Source organism: Leptolyngbya sp. FACHB-1624 (genome assembly GCF_047649235.1).
Lineage (GTDB): Bacteria > Cyanobacteriota > Cyanobacteriia > Leptolyngbyales > Leptolyngbyaceae > Leptolyngbya > Leptolyngbya boryana.
Window position 1 is genome coordinate 1,054,882 of the sequence record NZ_CP180258.1, and the last position, 20,929, is coordinate 1,075,810.

A 20,929-nucleotide genomic window follows, 5' to 3' on the forward strand; every position below is an offset into this window, starting at 1 on the left:
TTAGAGTTCTGAGCATACGATCGCTACTCAACTGCACCCAAAGCTTTCAACGTTGTCTTTTGTGCATTCGTTACCCCGCTCACCTGAGTAATCTTCATTCCATCATAAGGTTGTGGTTTTTGCAGGACTTTCATACAGTCTCCCGATTCTACATTCCACAAACGCACCGTTTGATCTTCGCTGCCACTGGCAAGCATCGAACCGTCATTATTGAATTTAACTGACCAAATGCGATCGCGATGTCCTCTCAAAATTCGACATTCGCCCGTTTTGAGATGCCAAACTTTCACAAGCTGATCAATTCCACCACTCGCAACCCGATCGCCGTTTGGAGAAAATGCCACTGAAGCAATCCGCTCATCGGCTGGTAAGACCATCACGCATTCTCCAGATTTGATGTCCCAAATTCTCACAGTTCCATCTTCACTGCCACTGACTAACTGTTTGCCATCGGCTCGAAACGCGATCGACATTACCCGATTCGTATGTCCTTGCAAGGTTTTGATGCATTGCCCAGTCTGGGGATTCCAGAGATGAATATTGTGATTTTCTTCTCCACTGGCAAGGAACTGTCCATCTGAACTGTAATCGATCGCCCAAATTCGACTCTGAGCCGCAAGAATCTGTAAACACTCACCTGTTCTAGGATTCCATACTCGAATGGTTTGATCAAAGCTGCCACTCGCAACCGTTTCTCCATCCGGGCTAAAGGCAACTGACCAAACCCAGTTCGTGTGCCCGCGTAAAACTTTTAGGCATTGATTCGTCGATCGATTCCACACCCGAACCGTGTGATCAAAACTGCCGCTCGCAAGTAGTCGATCGTCAGGACTAAAAGCAACTGTCCAGACCCAATTCTCGTGACCGTAAAAACTATTGAGACAAACTCCCGTCGAACTATCCCAAAGATTAACCGTGTGATCAGTGCTAGTACTCGCCAGTAGAGAATCATCAAAGCTAAATGCAACGGATAAAACGAAGTTCGTATAGCCTTGCAGCGTCTTGCAACATTCTCCAGTTTGCGTATGCCAAAGTCGAACAGACTGATCTGCGCTCCCACTCGCAATCATGTTGCCACAAGGGCTAAATGTTGCAGAGCGAACTACGCCTCGATGCTGCTGTAATGTTTTGAGGCACTTGCCAGTTGTTGCATCCCAGAGCTTAATCGTTTCATCAAAGCTACTGCTGAGAATTGCTTGACCATCTGGGCTAAAAGTGACGCATCTCACTTGTTCTAAATGCCCTGAAAGCGTCTTTACACAGTGAGTGGTTTCAATATCCCAAAGCTTGATTGTGGCATCTTCACTCCCAGTAACAAGCATCAAGCCATCAGGACTAAACGCAACACTTCGGACGGTGTTCGTATGTCCTTCAAACGTTTTCAAACAGGCTCCAGTTTCCACATCCCAAAGCTTCATGGTGCGATCGTCACTTGCGCTGGCTAGGAATTTTCCATCCGGGCTAAAAGTAACTTTGCAAATCCAGTGCTGGTGACCTTCGAGTGTTCGGATCGGCTGACCCGTGTGCAAATCCCAAAGGCGAATCGTGCGGTCGGCACTACTACTCGCAATCATGCGATCGTCAGGAGAAATCGCGATCGAAATTGCCCAGTCTTGATGATCGCTGAACGTCCGCAAACATTCGCCTGTTTTTGCATGCCAAACTTTCACCGTATTGTCGCCACTTGCTGAAACGAGCCATTGACTATCTGACGTGAAAGCAACTTCACACACCCAATGCTGGTGTCCTTCACACGTGAGTAATTTCTGCCAATCCGAAACCCGCCAGAGATGAATGGCTCCAGCCGTATCACTCGCTGCCAAAATCTCGCCATCTGGACTAAAAGCAACCGACCAAACATTCCCCAACACTTCTGAGAACACAGACTTTCTCAAATCAGCTTGAGTAAAATTGACGCGATGTAAATCTACACCTTGCAAATAGGCTTGCCAAACTGCTAGCTCTGAAAAGTCGTAGCCTGTTAGATCCGTTTTCAAACAGCACAGCATATTGAGAATATTTCCGGCTGCATATCCCGGCGCGCAGCCTACTTGCTCTCGGAGCTTACCGAGCATTCGTTTGAGCTTTGCTTCGACATCCGTTTGACAGTGAAATGGAGCCAATAATCGATCGAGTAACGGCTGTAGGATCATGCGAATTTGACGATCGCGAATATGATCTTCCACATTCGCCTTCATCAACGCATGAGACATCAACAGTTGAACATTCTCGGTACAAAGCTCTTGAAAAATGCGATCGCTCAATCGCTCAATCACATATTCCATCACCACAGGCTGCAAGGTAAATTTCGAGCCTTGCTTTTCGACGATCGGGCGACGCGCTAAAGAAGCTAAAGCCTCAATTAAGTAACGCTTCGGAATCGCAGGAACAATATCCTCTGCTAGCTCAGATAAAGCAGTTCCATCGCGATTGATCGCAATCCAATACATAATGTGCTGCTCAAGCTGCGATAAGCGATCGAACTGTTCATCTAGCAAATCTGAAATTCCACCAAATACAGACGTTCCTTCAGTCAGAAATTCTGCCACACTGCCATCAAAGAGATCTTGAATGGTCGATGCCGCGATTTTTAGCGCGAGTGGATTACCACCATAGAGATTGTTCAATCGCGCAAAAATTGCAAAATCGACTCTCAACTGTTTCGGTTTCAGCAGTTCTTCTGCTTCTGACGTATCCAATCCGTCTAGGCGAAACGATCGCACAAACTGACCTTCTAATGCTGCGACTTCTTTCGGCTTTTCGCGACTCGTCAAAACGAGACAGCTTTGATGTACCGTTTCCCCAATCCGACGAAATAACTCTCCGTAAGATTCATACCCACTCGGGTAATGTCCAGTTCGATCTCCTCCCTCTAAAATAGATTCAACATTATCGAGGATCAACAGACAGCGCGACGATCGCAAATAGTACATCAGCCGTCCTAATTTCCCATCGACGGTATCGGGGATCTCAGTTTCCTGTTGGCGTGATAGAAATGGAATCCAGTCTGACAAGATGACATCTAAAGGGGGCGCATCTTGCAGCGATCGCCAAATTACCGCCTCAAACTTCCCTTGTACCTGCTGGGCTAACTTGACCGAGAGAGCCGTTTTGCCGATTCCGCCCATGCCGAGAATTGTCACAAATCGACATTGCTCTGCTGTCAACATGTGATCGAGTGCGCTAAGTTCTTGTGTCCGCCCACAAAAGCTAGACACATCCACTGCCTCACCCCAATCGACGAGCGATGATTCGATCACGGTTGGGATCGCTGGAATTTTTGCCTCTACCCATTGCCGGAGCACGACCCGAAAATTACTTTTCGTGACACGTTGTCCTAAGCGATCGGACAAGATTTGCCACAATTGTGAGCCAACGAGCTTCACATAATCCGGATCATAATCTTCAGTGGTTGCAATCTGTTCATAGGTCAGCCCTTCCCAGGCAGATCGAAACACTATCTCTTGTAAATGCGTCAAGCGATCCTGCTCGAACACCTGATCCAACACGCTGAGTGCATTCTCGATCGTAATCACGGTAGTTCACCCTTTCTGATTATTCTCGCTATGAGCGATATTGACAGCTTCAAGCGAAGTCAGGGAAATTACGGACACCTTAATTTTCCGCTAAGTTGCCGTGTCACGAAATAACGTTTTATAACCCTAAACTCCTAACTTTTTCTCACGGTCAAACGCGTTTAAATTGCGTACCTTCAGATTAGGCAAGGGTGAGTCGGGTGCATAAAACCAAAACATCAACCGTATTCAGCCTTATCAACAGTTCATTTGCCCCTGAAGATGATGAACATTATGGCTAACACTACCCCCAATGATTTCTTATTGTCTGTGCTTGAAGGCTTAGTTGATGGCATTTTAATTCTGAATCCGCAAGGTGAAGTCATATTCGCAAATACACCTGCAACGGAGCTATGTTATCAGCTCAATCCGACTGAGCAGTATCCCACTGAGGTCTGGCGTTCCTGCGAAGCGTTGATCGATAGCCGCCAGTGGTATGGCGATCGCCCTTTAGTCATCGAGTCCGAACTCAAAACCGAGGACAATCACACCTACCGTATCCAGGTTCAATGGCTCGAACTTGAGCAAGCCTGTCTCCTCGTGCGGCTCGAAGACCAACAGCGATCGCTGCAAAGTCTGGCTGTCACCGAGGCAAAGAAATTCGGTTTAACACCGCGCGAAGCCGAAGTCTGGTTTCTAAAACGCTGTAATCTTTCGCGCAAAGAAATCGCATCACGTCTCTTTATTACGATCGATACTGTGAAAAAACATTTAGGTAATATCCAATCCAAACGCCAAGCCCATCAAGAAGGCTGGTGTTAGCGAACTTACTGAAACCGCCATTTTTAAAATTGGGTACTCTGAGCCAGTTGACGTTTGTGACCGTCCGGTTTGAAGCCTAAGAGCTTCAAGTGGGGAGTAGGGAGTGGGGAAATCGAAAACGTTACTCCCCCACTCCCCACCCCCTACTCCATCACAAACCATTCTCCAACTTCCCTGAGTTTCCACTCGGCTTGCTCATCTTTCGTGGCGGCTTCAAGTATGCAGAGCGTCTCTCCTTCCATTCCTTTTGTCGATCTCGCACCTCTCCATCAACCGATTCAATCCCAGATTGAACAGGCAATTCAGGGCGTACTTCAACGTGGCGATTATGTCATGGGACAGTCTGTCCTGGAATTCGAGCAAGCATTTTCTAAAGCCTGTAGCGTGAGTCATGGTGTCGGTGTCGCTTGTGGCACAGATGCGATCGCGCTCGGTCTGCAAGCCTGTGGAATTGCTCAAGGCGATGAAGTGCTTTTGCCTGCCAATACTTTCGTTGCCACACTCATTGGAGTATTGCGTTGCGGAGCGACTCCCGTTTTAGTCGATTGCGATCCGAAAACGGCGCTGATCGATCTCGCTGCTGCAGAACGAGCGATTACGCCTCGAACGAGAGCAATTGTGCCTGTGCATCTCTATGGACAAATGGTTTCGCCTAGCCTTTTGCGAGATTTAGCACATACTTATGAACTGATTATTTTTGAGGACGCAGCCCAAGCTCATTTGGCAGAACGCGAAGGCGTGCGAGCCGGAGCGATTGGGTTAGCAGCAGCTTTTAGCTTCTATCCGAGCAAGAATTTAGGCGCATTGGGTGATGGCGGTATGGTCGTAACCAAAGATGAAGCGATCGCGCACAAAGTCCGCACCTTAAGAAACTACGGCGCGCCGCGCAAGTACTTTCACACCGAATTTGGCACAAATAGCCGCCTCGACTCAATTCAAGCGGCGATTTTGAATGTGAAACTTCCTCATTTAAAAAGCTGGAATCGCGATCGCGCTCAAATCGCAGAACAATATAACGCACTTTTGAAACCCTTACTTTCACGCGGTTTGATGCCAATTTCTAACCTGAGTGGGAAAGGGCATGTCTATCATTTATACGTGATGCGAGTCATGCAAGACCAAGCAGAATCGCTCGATCGAGAAACCCTGCAAAATCGCCTCGAAGCACAAGGAATTCAGACTGGAATTCACTATCCTCTCCCTTGCCATTTGCAGCCTGCATTCAAGCATCTGGGCTATCGAGAAGGAGCGTTTCCAGTTGCCGAAAATCTATGCAAAGAAATTCTTTCACTTCCGATGTACCCAGGTATGAGTGAAGCTCAGGTAATTCAAGTTGTCGGTGCGATCGAAGAAAGTCTCGCTACTCCTGCTGCTGTAAAAATGTCAGCTTGAACCTGATATTGACACCCCCATCCTGCTCTATTAGCTGCTCAAAATCATGCAAATCCGGCGTTCATCTTTCCTCGATCGATACTGGAGCGAATTCGTTCTCCTCGGACTTCTCGCCGTTTTATATGTCCCGCTTCTGATCCATTGGTACAACGGCTGGATTAAGAAATCGATCAGCATCGAACACGAATACTTCAGCCACGGCTTAATCGGACTCCCATTTGCTGCCTACATTGCTTGGTATAACCGCAAACGCTGGGTACGGCTCTCCGATGAAGTCGGGTCAGCTCGCTTTGTCAGTCTCGGCTTCATGATGTTGGCAGGCGTACTTTATCTTTCAGGATTGCCTGATCCGGTCAATCTTTCATTTCCGATTTTACTGACCGGAATTTGCTTGTGGCTCAAAGGTCTTCCAGGTCTGAAACTGCAATCGTTCGCCCTACTGCTCGTTTTTCTCGCAACGCCAAACGAGATTCCTTACTTACTTGCCCCGTACACCCTACCGCTGCAAAGTTTCATTGCTGGAACTGCAGGTTTTATCCTGAATCAGTTGGGAATGGATGTGACGGTTCAAAACATTTACATCTTCGTCAATCAGCGCTTAGTTGAAGTCGCACCCTATTGCGCTGGACTCAAAATGTTATTCACCAGTTTTTATGTCAGCTTGATGCTGTTGTACTGGACAAACAATTTACGATCGCGCAATTTCTGCATCACCTTCATCAGCCTCGCGCTGCTGACCAGCGTCATTGCAAACATTATCCGCAATACTATCCTCACCTTTTTCCACGGAACCGGACAAGATGCCGCTTTCAAATGGCTACATGACGGTTGGGGTGGAGATGTCTACTCAGCTGCAATGTTGGGCTTACTAGTACTGCTTATTAGTCCGCTCGAAAACCTGTTCAATCGCCCTGAATCCTAAAATGCTCACCTCACTCTCTAAATCGCTACGAGTCAATTTATCGAAAGTCGTGCTCTTGCTGATTGTGAGTGGATTAGTGCTTTTAGGCGCACTCCCCGGATATCTCTCGGGCGGCAAATGGCGTTGGACAGCTCCACCCGAGGTAAAAGTCTTATCGGAATTGCGATCGCTCAAAAAAGAGGGACTGAACATTTCAGGCTGGCAAACGATCGAGAAAAAAAACGTCCAAATCGGTGATCACAAATGGATGTACCAAGAACTCCAAGACGCATCACAAACGAAAGCCTCGGTTCTGTTTTATCCGCAAGCTCGATCGATTGACCAGCCCCAAGTTGAATGGACAGACCTAGAAGGCTCTCAAGGGTGGAAAACTGATTCCTATCGTCAGATTCAGATCGATTCCATCACAGTCGAATTTCATCGCGCCTGGACGCAAAATCAAACTTATGCCGTGATGCGGTGGTATGCCTGGGCGAACGGCGGACATCCTGCACCGATGCAGTGGTTTATCAGCGATCGACTGGCTCAATGGCAAAATCAGCGAGCCGCTTGGGTAGCCGTGAGCGTGATTTTACCGATTGAACCCTTAGAAGACATCGAACCGCATCGCAGCAGACTCGAACCCCTGGTGCAAACCGTACAATCCACCTTGACGAATCAAGTTCTGCGTTCAAATTAGCCAATCTGGGCATACTAAGCGCGGAAATCTCGGATGCCATCTGAGGTTAGCTCAATACAATGTAGCGATCGTAGTGAGCCAAATTCCCCGCTCTGACTGGATAGCTTGCCCCATGCGTTTAGTTGAACTCCATTTCTTTAAGTCCGCTCCGCGTGGATGGATTACGTCTCTTCTCATGGCAGGAGTGTACACGCTCACGCCAACACTCTCAATCTGGCTCAACACCCAACGGGCATCGGCTCAAGCTTCTGCACCTTTACCGACCGCACAAGCTCGCCCCACTCCTCTAGAACTGATCGAACAAGCGCGTCAGAAATTGCGCGACACTCCTGCAACACCGACCGCGCCTGCTACATCAACCGCACCTACTGTTCCACCGATCAAATCCTTCAATCTCTATCGCTTAGGAGCAGGAGATACGATCGCAGTGCAAGTGCAACGATTTGCCGATTTGAATTTTCAAGCTGCGATCGACCAAGAAGGCAATATTACGGCTCCACTCCTCGGTAAAATCTCGCTGCAAGGTTTAACGATCTCCGAAGCGCAAGAAAAAATTCGCCAAGCTGTGAATCGAATCGTCATCGATCCAGTTGTATTCGTCTCCCTAATCGGACAGCGCCCCGTTCTCGTCACCGTGACAGGCGAAATTGCTAAACCCGGACTCTACACGTTGCAACTCCCTAGAACTTCAGCCGCGCTTCTGCTTGCCGGAGGTGCAACGGGACGAGCGGATCTCAGAGCAGTACAAGTCAAACGAGTTTTAGCAGATGGATCAGTCTTAGAAGAAAAACTAGATTTAGTCACACCGCTACAAGATGGAACGCCATTGCCCGATCTGAAATTGCAAGATGGGGATGTCATGGTAATTCCGAAGCTTTCTGAGCAAGATCAAAATTACGATCGACTCTTAATGGGTCGATCAACGTTAGTCAAACCTCAAATTACCGTGCGCTTTCTCAGCTATGCCAGCAATGGGCTAGGAACACTGACGTTACCCAATGGTAGTACATTTCTCGATGCGCTCACTTCAGTCAGACCCGGTCCTGATAATGCAAATCTGCGCCGAGTCGCTTTGATTCGATTTGACCCGATTCAGAAGAAAGCCGTCACTCGCAACATCGATGCACGGAGCATTTTGCAGGGCAACATGGGAGAAAACATTGCGCTCGAAGACAATGACGTCATTGTGGTAGGACGGAATCTGATTGGCAGAATCACCTACGCACTCAACACCTTTACACAGCCATTCCGAGATGTTTTGGGCTTCTTATTGTTCTTCAGAGAACTGCAAAACGGAGCGGAGAACTTGTTTGGTCCAACTGGACGAGAGTAAATCATCTACCCCTATTTTCTAGTGAAGGCTTCTTATGGTTCCACCGATCGTGAAACGTTATCTACTCGCGGTTAATCGCTACAAATGGGTGATTCCGGCAGGGTGTGTCGTGGGTTTAGGAGCCAGTGGAGTGGTTGCAGTTCAGCCTGAACCGCCCATTGGCTATCTAGGAGAAGCGCAACTCGTCGGCAATGCACCTCCGATTACGTTTTCCACGATCGGCGCACAGGTTCGCCAACCGGTCGAAAGTTTTACAAAAGAATCTTTACTCACAGATGCAGTTCTAGAAGCAGTCGCTAAAGAAATTGGGATTGAGCCAAAAAGCCTTGTCAAAGGGTTAACCATCAAAATCACAGGGGGAGGTGATCCCAAAGATGCAGCTGCGGCAAAAGCGGAAGTCAATCTAACTTTTGCAGATAGCAATCCACAACGCGCTGGAGACATTCTGAGCTTATTGTCTCGAAAATTGATTGAACAAAGTCGATTGAATAATTCAGCGAGATTGCGAGCGATTATTGCTGAGATTGAACAACGCCTACCTAAAGTAAAGCAGGAACTTTTCCAAGCTGAACGAACCTTAGAACAATACGATCGCATCGAAGGTCCGCAGCTTTTTGCGGCGCAGGATGGCAATATTGTTAAATCAATCAGTGGTAGCCAACAGCAGCAACAGCAGCTTCGATTACAACTAGAAGGGATTAATGCTCAAATTGCCAGTCTTGAGCAAAAGCTAGGACTCAGTGCCGATCAAGCCTATGTGTCTTCCGCTTTGAGTGCTGATCCAATCATTGCAAGTCTCCGAGCACAACTTCAACAAATCGAATCACAAATGGCGGTCTTACTTAAAGATCTCCGTCCTGAACATCCGCAGGTCGAAACATTGAGGAAACAACAGCAAGCGTATGAGGAAGAGATTCGGAAACGAGCGGTTGAAGTTATCGGGGGCAACGGAAATGCGGCTCCCTTTATCGCCAATGTGCGGCAAGATAGCAGCCTCGATCCGGCACGGCAGCAGCTCGCAAACACCTTGGTGAATCTGAAAACGCAGCAAGAATCCATTCAGCAGCAGATTGTTTCCAGTGTGCGATCGGAGCAAGAACTGCGACAACAGTTTTCGAGCATTCCCAATAAGCAACTGGCTCGAACTCGGCTTGAAGATCAAGTCAAACTGAGAAAGAATCTCCACGATCAGATGCAGCAAAAGCTGGTTGATGCGAAAGCGGCTGAAGTCGAAATTGTTAGTAGTTTAGGCATGAGTAAGCCGCCCAGTGTCGCTCCAACCGGGGTCAAAGCTCCAAAAAGTATTCCCATGACGCTAGCAGTCGGGGCAATCGTGGGCTTAGTCGCAGGAGCAGGACTGATCTTCTTACTCGATACTCTCGAAGGCACAATTTACACGGCAGAAGATTTACGAGAAGCAATTCGTCAGCGAGATGTCGCAATTCTTGGAGTTTTGCCACAGGTGAAGTCTTTTATTCCAAATGCTTCGCCAATCTTGATCAAGCCCGATTCACCTTATGCGGAATATTATGAGCGATTCCGGAGTAATCTTCGCTTGACCGAGACGAAGAACTTGCGAGTGCTGATGATGATTAGTATTGTGGACGGCGAAGGTAAGACTGTGACCGCTTACAATTTGGCGATCGCATCGGCTCGTGCTGGAAAACGCACCTTATTGATTGAAACTGATCTGCGTTCTCCCTCATCGGCTCAGGGGGTGAATCTCACGGCTGATCCAGATAGTCAGATCGAACCCTTGCGATATTTTGGGCAAATTAGCGATTGTATTCGGCTTGCTCCTGATGTCGAAAACCTTTATATTGTCGCAAGTCCAGGCCCACAGGCGTCTGCGGCTTCCTTGCTGGAGTCGAGCGAACTCCGCCGCTTACTCGAAGATGCGAGAGCGCGCTTTGATCTTGTCGTTCTGGATTCTCCTTGTCTGAGTAAGTGTAACGATGCATTTATTTTGGAGCCTTATACAGATGGCATGATTTTAGTGACTCGTCCGGGGGTCACTCAGCAGAGCTTGCTAGAAGAAGCGATCGATCAACTCACCGAAAATGCAAATCTGCGACTACTCGGTGCAGTCACCAATGGCGTTGATGTACAATTGCCTCGCGCTGCAGAAGATGCGCTGATGAACGATGCACAAGAGTGGTTATTTACGACCAATTCTCAATCTGAAAATCAGGTCATCAGCAATCGAAATTAATTTTTGTCAGAAAACTTAACCGAATTACGGGATCTTAATTACGAAATACGAAGTCTCGAAAGCCAGCTAGAAGATCACGTTAAGCTTGCGAAAGCTTGCCGTTGAGTTCATAGTATAGGTTTATCGGGATTAACTATGCGTGTTTTGTTGCTCTATCCAGTCTTTCCACAAAGTTTTTGGTCGTTTGAAAAAGCGTTACAGCTTGTCGGACGCAAAGCAATGTTACCGCCGCTTGGATTGATTACGGTGGCTGCAATTTTACCGCAAGAATGGGAGTTTAAATTAGTCGATCGCAATCTCCGCGAAGCAACGGAAGCGGAATGGGATTGGGCAGATCTCGTGATCATGTCTGCCATGATTGTTCAGAAAGGCGATCTTTTAGATCAAATCCGAGAAGCAAAACGTCGCGGGAAGAAGGTCGCTGTCGGCGGCCCTTATGCAACGGCGTTACCGAATGAAGTCGCCGAGGCAGATTACTTAATTTTGGATGAGGGTGAGATCACCTTGCCGATGTTTATCGAAGCTGTGCAGAAAGGCGAGACACACGGGATTTATCGTGCAGGTGGAGATCGACCTGATGTTAGCACGACACCGATTCCCAGATTTGATCTATTAGATTTTGATGCTTACGATAATATGTCGGTGCAGTTCTCACGAGGCTGTCCGTTCCAGTGTGAATTCTGTGACATCATTGTGCTTTATGGGCGCAAACCTCGAACCAAAAGTCCTGAACAACTGCTAGCAGAACTCGATCGCTTATACGAATTGGGCTGGCGACGATCGATTTTTATGGTCGATGATAATTTCATTGGCAACAAGCGCAACGTTAAATTGCTTTTAAAGGCATTGAAAGAATGGATGATCGAGCATCAACATCCTTTTAGTTTGAGTACTGAAGCTTCTGTTGATTTAGCACAAGATCCAGAACTGATGGAGATGATGGTCGAGTGTAACTTTAACAGTGTGTTTTTGGGGATTGAAACCCCGGATGAGTCTAGCTTAACCTTAACGAATAAGCATCAAAATACACGCGATTCTCTGTCTGATGCAGTCGATGCGATCGCTCGGAAAGGATTGCGGGTGATGGCAGGTTTCATTATTGGATTTGATGGTGAAACATCGGGTGCGGGAGATCGTATTGTGCGATTTGTAGAACAAACCACAATTCCGATCGCAATTTTCTCAATGTTGCAAGCTTTACCTGATACGGCTTTGTGGCATCGCTTGAAGAAGGAAGGGCGCTTGGTTGAAGATGTCGCGAACATTAATCAGACAACACTGATGAACTTTGTTCCGACTCGCCCGCTCGAAGAAGTCACGCGCGAATACATTGATGGATTTTGGCGATTGTACGATCCGGTGAACTATCTCGATCGAGCGTATCGGCATTTCATGAAATTAGGCGCACCGAGACATCGATCGAAGCTGAGAAAAGTAACCTGGAAAGTAGTTCAAGCTTTTCTTACGATTTGCTGGCGACAAGGGGTCGTTCGAGAAACCCGCTGGATATTCTGGCATCATCTGTTTAGCATTTTGAGAAACAATCCCAAAGTAGTTGAACATTACCTAGCAGTTTGTGCTTTGAATGAGCATTTCTATGAGTATCGGCAAGAGGTACGAACTAAAATCGAAGCTCAGCTTGCTGACTATCTAGCTCGACAAAGATTAGAATCCTCGATCGAATCCGTCAACGCCCCAGTTGTCTAAAGTTATGGCTTTTCTTACTTTAATCATTGGCAATAAAAACTATTCATCTTGGTCATTGCGTCCGTGGCTTGCTTTGAAACAGTTTGGCTTTTCCTTTGATGAAGTTCGGATTCCACTTTATACACCGGAAGCTTCTGAGCAAATTCGCCAGTACTGCCCAAATGGAAATGGAAAAGTTCCCATTTTGATTCACGAATCTCGAACGGTTTGGGATTCAATGGCGATTTTCGAGTATCTGAGCGAGATGTTTCCTGAGCGATCGTGGTGGGCAGGCGATCGCTCTGCTCGTGCAATGGCGCGATCGATTTGTGCAGAGATGCATGCTGGATTTCTGCCGCTCCGAACTCAAATGTCGATGAATTGCCGAGAGCATTTTCCGAACTATGAGATTCAGGCGGAAGTTCAGAAAGATATCGATCGCATTACAACCATTTGGAAGTATTGCCGGGAAACATATGGAGCAGGAGGAGCGTTTTTGTTTGGCAGGTTTACGATCGCGGATGCGGTTTATGCGCCTGTTTTGTTGAGATTTCGGACATATGATGTGAAGCTTGATGCGGTTTGTCAGGCTTATGCAGATGCGATTTTGGCACTTCCAGCAATGCAGGAATGGTTAGAAGCAGCAAATGCCGAGACGGAAACGATTCAGTTTTAGCGCGTCCTACCTTGTGTGCAGGTGATGCGCTTCCTAAGTCCCCCAATTTTGGGGGATTTTGAGTTTTAGACCTTGATAATCGATCAGCATTTCTGTTGAAGTTTAAGTGCTGCCCTACGATCGACGTGCTGATTTTGCCCGTTTTGTCTTCTTCTGTTGCTCTATGGAAGACGGAACGGCTTAACCTGTTTGCAAACTTGCAACTTGCTCTCACGGCGAATTCGCAAACGCGATCGTAGCTGTCTCGGTTGTCGCATTCTCAGCGAACCCATCTGACGACTTGCACGCTGTTCTAGCTCCTGACGGCGTTGTGCTCAATTCAGTGCCGTAACTTTCAAGATTCGGTTGGAAATGAGGAGAAGGAAACGGCTGCAAGATATCGATCTCCCTGATCGCTGCTTAAAAAGATTTCGGATATTGCAACTGACTGCACTGCATAAAAGTCAGAAGTCCACCGTGTAGGTTGTTGGGTAGCAACATCAGACGAGACAGGATCTATTCAAGGCTCAATCCTTTGTTAGCTGAAACCTTTTTTAGGTAGGCTTTCTCGTCCTAGGTCACTATCCAGTTATCAACAATATCTAGTTCCAAAAGGAGAAATATTCATGGCTATCTGCAACACGCAATTCAGAGTTGATCCGCTGCACAACGCTACTCATCGCCGTGTACTAGCCGCGCTTACTATGGCACTAGCTGTCTCGTTCGGCGCTACCGTGCCGTTCGGCGCTACGTCGCCAGCTACCGCAGCCGGGGTCAAATGCCAAGCCACTGTGAAAGTAACAAATAAGAAGGGAGCCTCAATCAAAGTGCTTCGATTGCTGTACAAAGTCGGTGGCAACACAGTCTACACGGAAGGACTGCTTAACAAAGTCCTGACACCGAACGAAACTGAGACTTGGTCAAGCCAAACGCTAAACAATGCAGCGACTGGCGTTGTCGTCACCTCCACTGCGATCGAGTACAGGGACGACACGGGTAGAGGTTACGGGTCTCCGCGCACCTCGGAATGGTTTCCGCACAGCTTCACTTGTGCCCCAAATCATAACTATGTCCACGCGATTCAGTAGAAGTAATTCAGATTGAGTGAGCGCGATCGAGGTTTTCTCGATCGCTTTTTTGTACCTACTCAGATTCGGCTTGCTTCTTTTCCTGTCGTTTACGCTTTGCCCATTCCGCTTTGTATTTGCGGCGTTTTTCAGATTGCTCGAAATTGGTGCGTTTTTTCCATTCCTGCTGTCGATTTTCATGCACACGCGGTCTACCACGCTTGGGCTTGTCCTCACTCATTACGACCTCCGATGGTTATATCTCGACACAATCGCGCCAGTCTTGCCACAGTAGTAATCGCGCTTCTGTCTAAGATTGACCAAATAGAAGCCAGTCTCGCCATGATCGATCTGAAACAATATCAATCTACGATCGACGTGCCGATTTTGCCCGTTTTGCCTTCGCCTTCGGTTGCTCTGCTGGGGGCAAACCAGCTTGACCTGCTTGCAAACTTGCAGCTTGCTCTAGTAACGAATCTGCAAACGCGATCGCGGCTGCTTCGGTTGTTGCATTCTCAGTCGAACCCACCTGACCACTGGCAAGCTGAGCTAGTTCCTGACGGCGTTGTTCTCGATCAAGAGGAGTCACCTTTACGATCGTTCTCAAATCCGCACCTTTACCATTCTGTGACTTGTGCAGTTCAACCACTTGCTTCGCAACATTGAAATGCTGGTCAGCCATTGCTGCGACAATTGGCTGGTGCGTCACACAGAGAACTTGGTGATGGCGACCGAGATGATAGAGCTTTTCAGCGATCGCTTGCGCCACCCGTCCCGATACACCCACATCAATCTCGTCAAAGACTAACGTTTCCGCAGAATCGACTTGAGAGAAACAGGCTTGAAGCGCCAGTAAAAATCGGCTCATTTCTCCACCGGAAGCAATTTCTGTTAGAGGCTGCAACGGTTCGCCAGGATTCGGACTGAAGAGATAAGTAATACGATCGCTTCCGGCAGCAGTCGGAGCAATGGGTGTAATTCCAACTTGAAATTGCACCTTCTCCATTGCTAACGGCTTCAATTCGGCAACTAATCGCGCTTCTAACCCTTGTGCGGTTGATTTGCGCAATTGAGTCAGATGCTCAGATGCTTCAATCAATGCAGCTTTACGAGTTTCAGTGAGTTCAGCGAGTTCTTCGATCGATTGTCCTGCACCAGTCAGTTCTTCCAGTTCGGATTGGAGAGATTGTTGCAGTGCGATCGCGTCGGTTAAAGTTGGTCCATATTTACGACAAATTTGCTTGAGTTCGAGGACGCGATCTTCTACTTCTTGCAGCCGTTGTGGATCGGTTTCGAGATCATCGCCGTAAGCATTCATTTGCTGCCCTGCTTCTTCAACAAGAGCAAGCGCCGAAGTGACAATCTCCAGAATCGGCTGAATTTGCTCGTCATATCGAGCCATATCCGTCAGCAAGTTTTCTGCTTTTCCGAGCAAATCGGCACAAGCATCTTCGCCATTTTCATTCTGATAAAGCGCTTGATAAACCTGATAGCTTTGCTGCTGCAATTCGACACTATGGCTCAAACGCTTCCGTTCTTGCTCTAATTGATCCAATTCATCGGGATCGGTCAGATTTGCCGCATTCAATTCCCGCAACTGATACTCAAACAGATCAAGCTGTTGGAGACGCTGCTGTTCTGAATGGCGACGTTTCTCTAATGCTTGAGCCGCTTGCTGATAGGTTGTAAATGCCTGACTGACAACTTCACGCGCCTTGAGCAGAGCAACGCCCCCATAACTATCGAGCCAATCTCGCTGAAGGCTAGGCTGACCTAATTGCACCGTTTGCCCTTGCGCGGTAATTTCGACTAAGCGATCGCGCAATCCCTCCATCTGTTGCTTGTTGACCAATACCCCGTTAATTCTCGATCGATTCCGCTGACTACTGCCCAGAGCCACAATCTCGCGACTACAGACGGCAATATCCTCATCGAGTAAATCAATCTGTTCCTGCTCAAACCAGGATTTGAGGAGATCATTGACGCGGAACGTTGCCTCGATCGAGGCTCTTTCCTCTCCCGTTCGGACAGCCCGACCTGTGACCTTGCCACCTAGTGCGGCATCGATCGCGTCTAAAATAATCGATTTCCCTGCGCCCGTTTCGCCAGTCAAAACGTGCAGTCCTGACCCAAAGGTAAGGTCAAGATGGTCAATCAGTGCAAAGTTTTCGATCCGCAGAGACAATAGCATGAAGGCTCACAAAAGATGATCCACACCCTTTAATGTTAGCGGGGACGGCTAGGAGTACAAGAGAGATTTGATCTCGATAATAGTAAATCCGTTCTGATGAAGCGTCAAGAGAATGAGGCAGAAAATTCAAGGTCTCGCCCTTTTTCGGGATTTCTCTGCTGTTTTGATACGGTAATCTGGCGATCAAACTTCTCCCAATCCTTGGAACAAGATGATTTACTGAGAATATTAACTCTCGCAAAGCTTCTTGTTACAATAGTTTACATTGCCGTATCCGGTGCCGATCGATGAATGGAACTCCCACACGCCCCGCAATCTCTACTGAAGCTCAGATCCCGGATGCTCTGCCGTTTATTCGGACAGAGAACGGCATGATTACGTCAGAACTCGCGCTGATCCCAAATCAGGCGGATATGACAACTTTGCGATATGACCCAGATTTAATCGCAGCCTATTACCGAACTCGCACGCTCAAGGTTTGGCAACGGACGGCTGGAATTTTCTTGCCCTTTTTATTTTTTGCGACTCGGTTATGGTGGGATCGCATCACGGGCCAAAGTGTGGCACATCAGGAACAACAGGCAGTACATCTGCGAGAGATGTTGACCAAACTGGGTCCTGCCTTTATCAAAATCGGTCAAGCGCTTTCGACACGACCCGATCTGGTGCCCCCGATTTATTTAGAAGAATTAACAAAGCTTCAGGATCAGTTGCCACCATTTCCGAATGAAGTCGCCTTTCAATTTATTCAAGAAGAATTAGGCAAAACTCCTGATCAGATTTATGCAGAACTTAGCCCGATGCCGATCGCGGCTGCGTCTTTGGGTCAGGTTTACAAAGGCAAGCTGAAAACGGGAGAAACGGTTGCAGTCAAGGTTCAGCGTCCCGGGTTGGCGCAAAGTATTGCCTTGGATATGTTTATCCTGCGCCGCTTGTCAGCATGGGCGATGAAGAATATTAAGCGTATACGGAGTAATTTAGTCGCGATCGCTGATGAGCTAGCGACCCGCATCTTCGAGGAGATGGACTACACCCAAGAAGGTCACAACGCTGAACGGTTTGAAGAACTTTATGGACATCTGCCTGAAATCTATGTGCCTAAGATCTATTGGGAGTACACCGGGCGGCGCGTACTCACGATGGAGTGGATCACAGGGACAAAATTGACTCAGCTAGAAGCGATTCGTGAACAAGGAATCGATGCAACGCACCTCATCGATGTTGGGGTGCAATGTTCACTCAGACAGCTTCTAGAGCACGGATTCTTTCACGCTGATCCTCATCCAGGGAATTTGCTAGCGATGCCGGATGGACGCTTAGCTTATCTGGACTTCGGCATGATGAGCCAGGTAGAACCCTATCAGCGATATGGATTAATTGAAGCGATCGTGCATTTAGTCAATCGCGATTTTGAAGGGTTAGCCAACGATTACGTGAATCTAGGATTTCTATCGCCGACGATGGATCTCACGCCGATCATTCCAGCATTTGCAGAAGTGTTTAACGAAGCATTAGGTGCTTCCGTTGCTGAAATTAATATCAAGAGTATTACGGATAAATTATCGGCATTGATGTACGAATATCCGTTTCAAGTGCCTGCCTTCTTTGCCTTGATTATTCGATCTCTGGTCACCTTAGAAGGGATTGCCATCAACGTTGATCCCGACTTCAAGGTGCTGAGTAAGGCTTATCCTTATGTTTCTAAGCGATTACTCACCGATCCAGCTCCAGAATTGCGGGCATCTTTGCGCGACTTGTTGTTCAAAGATGGCAGCTTCCGCTGGAATCGCTTAGAGAATTTGCTGAAAAACGCCAAAGACAATTCTGATTACAACTTGGATCAGGCATTGGATCAAGCGACGGAATTTTTGTTTAGCGATCGTGGTGAATTTATCCGCGTCAATTTAGTCAATGAAATCGTCAAGAGTTTAGATTCGCTGTCTCAAGCGGCTTGGCAGAATTTAACGTATGGTTTCCGCGAGCGAGTTGGCTTAGCCGTAGAACGTCCTGCTTTAGCGCCTGAGAATCAAGCTACTTTAGACCACCTCAAAAAAGTCTGGGAAATTTTGAGACAGAGCCGTGGTTTTGATCAAACTAAGATGCTGGCTTTGATTCCGCGCTTGTTAACAAAACCGGAAACTCAGAAAATGGGGCAGCAAATTGTCGGAGATTTCACGCAGCGAATGGCAGCCCGATTGATTCGAGAAGTTTTGCTCAAAGATGAAAGAGCCGCTGTTCGAGCCATGAATTAAATCCAGATACTTTCTGCGCCTTGCGAATGGAATTCGCGGCAATGTAAACAAAGCCCGTCGTTGCAGACTAAGAGCACTCAAAATCTCTTGAACTTGCGGAGGCGGGTTTTGTCTGTATAGCTGCTGTTTCAACCGCTAAGCGAGAGGTGCTCACCCCGTCGCCTTTGCAGAATTCATGCTGAGCGCAGCAGAGTTTTTGGCTTCCGGAGGTTAGAATCAAACTTCAGTCCTAGATCAAACCCCCTATGCCCGTACTCGCGCTCAGATCCGTTAAAAAAGACTTCGGCATCAAAGAAATTGTTCGAGATGCGAATTTCACCCTAGAAGCTGGTGAAAAGGTCGGTTTGATCGGAACCAATGGATCAGGCAAATCGACTTTGCTGAAGATGGTCGCTGGAATGGAATCGATCGATAGTGGTCAACTGACCACCAGTTCTGGCAGTCGGATGATTTATTTACCGCAGCAACCCGACCTCGATCCAGAACGCACCGTTTTAGAACAAGTGTTTGCCGACAGCGGCGAGCAGATGGCATTGGTGAAAGAATATGAGCATCTCTCTGAACAATTAGCGCATGGCAATCAAGATGCAGTGATGGCGCGATTGTCTCAGGTCACGCAAAAAATGGATGCAATCAATGCTTGGGAACTCGAGACAAAAGCGAAGATCGTTCTGTCTAAGCTAGGCATTCAAGATTTAGAAGCCAAGATTGAAAAGCTTTCCGGTGGATATCGTAAGCGGGTCGCATTAGCAACTGCATTGCTTGCGGAACCTGATGTCTTACTCATGGACGAGCCGACGAACCATTTAGATGCTTTGTCGATCGAGTGGTTACAAAGCTATCTCAGTCGCTATCGTGGTGCATTGTTGCTTGTGACTCACGATCGCTATTTTCTCGATCAAGTGACGAATCGAATTATCGAACTCGATCGCGGCGATCTCTTCAGCTATAGCGGCAATTACTCGTACTATTTAGAGAAAAAAGCAGCACAAGAAGCGTCTGAAGCAAGTTCACAACGCAAGCATCAAGGGGTATTGCGCCGAGAATTAGAATGGCTCAAACGAGGAGCAAAAGCACGCAGTACCAAGCAAAAAGCTCGAATCGATCGCGTCCATGAGATGCAAGAAACTGAGTTTAAGCAAGTTCAAACTAAAGTGCAGATTTCAACCGCAGGACGAAGAATCGGCAAGAAAGTAGTTGAACTCGAAAAAGTAACCAAGGGATTCGGCGATCGTACTCTGATCAAAGAGTTCACCTACAATTTCAACCCAGAAGATCGCGTTGGCATTATTGGCGGAAATGGCGCGGGGAAATCGACTTTACTGAATTTGATTACAGGCAGGCTCGAACCCGATTCAGGCACGATCGAGACGGGCAGCACGATTCATTTCGGGTACTTCGATCAACATTCGGATGATCTGCTCGTTAATGAAAATCAGCGGGTGATCGAATATCTCAAAGACGTAGCCGAGTTAGTCAAAACGGCAGACGGTGAAGTGATTACTGCGTCTCAAATGTTGGAGCGGTTTCTTTTCTCACCGAATCAACAATATGCGCCGATTAATAAGCTCTCCGGTGGAGAAAGACGGCGTTTATTCTTACTGCGCGTTTTAATGAGTGCGCCGAATGTTTTGATTCTGGACGAGCCGACGAATGATTTAGATGTGCAGACGTTAGGCGTTTTAGAAGAATACTTAGAAGATTTCAACGGCTGTGTGATTGTGGTTTCGCACGATCGCTATTTTCTCGATCGCACCGTGGATAAGATTTTCGCGCTCGAATCCGGTGGAACCGTTCGAGAATATCCCGGCAATTATTCTGTGTACTTGGATTTCAAAAAAAACGAAGAAGTCACAGTCGAGAAACCACAAGTCGAGAAGAAATCCGAGCCAAAGCCCGCTTCAAACAAGCCGCGTAAGCTTTCTTTCAAAGAGAAGCGCGAACTAGAAGCTTTAGAGACGCAAATTCCGCAGATGGAAGAGGAGAAATCCACGATCGAGCAAAAGCTCTATCACAATCCACCCGCCGGATTCAGTGAAGTTCAGAAACTTTCTGAGCGACTCGCTGAACTCGACGAGCAGATTGAAACAGCAACGATTCGCTGGATGGAACTCTCAGAGATTGAAGCTTAGGATCAAGAATTCAATTCATCTAGATTTTGCTAATCAACCGGAAATTGTCGGGCAAGTTGAACTCATGATCC

General features: G+C 47.5%; 14 protein-coding genes. 11 read left to right on the forward strand and 3 right to left on the reverse strand.

Features of this window, described 5'->3' with window-relative positions:
• Positions 1-23: 23 nt before the first annotated feature.
• Positions 24-3,536, reverse strand: a complete 3,513-nt coding sequence (locus ACMUEV_RS04835; protein WP_190653451.1) for an NB-ARC domain-containing protein — start codon at positions 3,534-3,536, stop codon at positions 24-26.
• A gap of 273 nt (positions 3,537-3,809) precedes the next feature.
• On the opposite strand from ACMUEV_RS04835, the gene ACMUEV_RS04840 reads away from it, so the two are divergent.
• The 9 genes from ACMUEV_RS04840 to ACMUEV_RS04880 all read left to right on the forward strand — a co-directional run bounded on the left by ACMUEV_RS04840 (position 3,810) and on the right by ACMUEV_RS04880 (position 14,304).
• Complete coding sequence (locus ACMUEV_RS04840) at positions 3,810-4,337, forward strand: helix-turn-helix transcriptional regulator (protein WP_190653450.1); 528 nt, start codon at positions 3,810-3,812, stop codon at positions 4,335-4,337.
• A 219-nt stretch (positions 4,338-4,556) separates the two neighbouring features.
• A complete protein-coding gene (locus ACMUEV_RS04845; protein ID WP_190653449.1) occupies positions 4,557-5,729 on the forward strand; it encodes a DegT/DnrJ/EryC1/StrS family aminotransferase in 1,173 nt (390 codons plus the stop codon).
• A 46-nt stretch (positions 5,730-5,775) separates the two neighbouring features.
• Entirely contained in the window at positions 5,776-6,651 is an 876-nt protein-coding gene (gene crtB, locus ACMUEV_RS04850) for a cyanoexosortase B (RefSeq protein WP_017290402.1), read from the forward strand.
• Position 6,652: 1 nt separating this feature from the next.
• Entirely contained in the window at positions 6,653-7,330 is a 678-nt protein-coding gene (locus ACMUEV_RS04855) for a cyanoexosortase B system-associated protein (RefSeq protein ID WP_017290401.1), read from the forward strand.
• A gap of 112 nt (positions 7,331-7,442) precedes the next feature.
• Positions 7,443-8,663, forward strand: a complete 1,221-nt coding sequence (locus ACMUEV_RS04860; RefSeq protein ID WP_242044826.1) for a polysaccharide biosynthesis/export family protein — start codon at positions 7,443-7,445, stop codon at positions 8,661-8,663.
• Positions 8,664-8,697: 34 nt separating this feature from the next.
• Positions 8,698-10,875 (forward strand): GumC family protein, encoded by a 2,178-nt coding sequence (locus tag ACMUEV_RS04865; protein ID WP_017290399.1) that lies wholly within the window; start codon positions 8,698-8,700, stop codon positions 10,873-10,875.
• Between the two features lie 135 nt (positions 10,876-11,010).
• Positions 11,011-12,582: a B12-binding domain-containing radical SAM protein gene (locus ACMUEV_RS04870; RefSeq protein WP_190653448.1), complete on the forward strand. Its 1,572-nt coding sequence runs from the start codon at positions 11,011-11,013 to the stop codon at positions 12,580-12,582.
• A gap of 4 nt (positions 12,583-12,586) precedes the next feature.
• Positions 12,587-13,237 (forward strand): glutathione S-transferase family protein, encoded by a 651-nt coding sequence (locus ACMUEV_RS04875; RefSeq protein WP_190653447.1) that lies wholly within the window; start codon positions 12,587-12,589, stop codon positions 13,235-13,237.
• Positions 13,238-13,920: 683 nt separating this feature from the next.
• Entirely contained in the window at positions 13,921-14,304 is a 384-nt protein-coding gene (locus ACMUEV_RS04880; protein WP_144056269.1) for a hypothetical protein, read from the forward strand.
• Positions 14,305-14,359: 55 nt separating this feature from the next.
• Here ACMUEV_RS04880 and ACMUEV_RS04885 read toward each other — a convergent pair whose 3' ends face one another.
• Positions 14,360-14,524 (reverse strand): hypothetical protein, encoded by a 165-nt coding sequence (locus ACMUEV_RS04885; RefSeq protein ID WP_017290395.1) that lies wholly within the window; start codon positions 14,522-14,524, stop codon positions 14,360-14,362.
• Between the two features lie 126 nt (positions 14,525-14,650).
• Positions 14,651-16,474: a DNA repair protein RecN gene (gene recN / locus ACMUEV_RS04890; RefSeq protein ID WP_190653446.1), complete on the reverse strand. Its 1,824-nt coding sequence runs from the start codon at positions 16,472-16,474 to the stop codon at positions 14,651-14,653.
• A 287-nt stretch (positions 16,475-16,761) separates the two neighbouring features.
• On the opposite strand from recN, the gene ACMUEV_RS04895 reads away from it, so the two are divergent.
• Entirely contained in the window at positions 16,762-18,726 is a 1,965-nt protein-coding gene (locus tag ACMUEV_RS04895) for an ABC1 kinase family protein (protein WP_017290393.1), read from the forward strand.
• Between the two features lie 245 nt (positions 18,727-18,971).
• Entirely contained in the window at positions 18,972-20,858 is a 1,887-nt protein-coding gene (locus tag ACMUEV_RS04900; protein WP_190653445.1) for an ABC-F family ATP-binding cassette domain-containing protein, read from the forward strand.
• Positions 20,859-20,929: the final 71 nt, after the last annotated feature.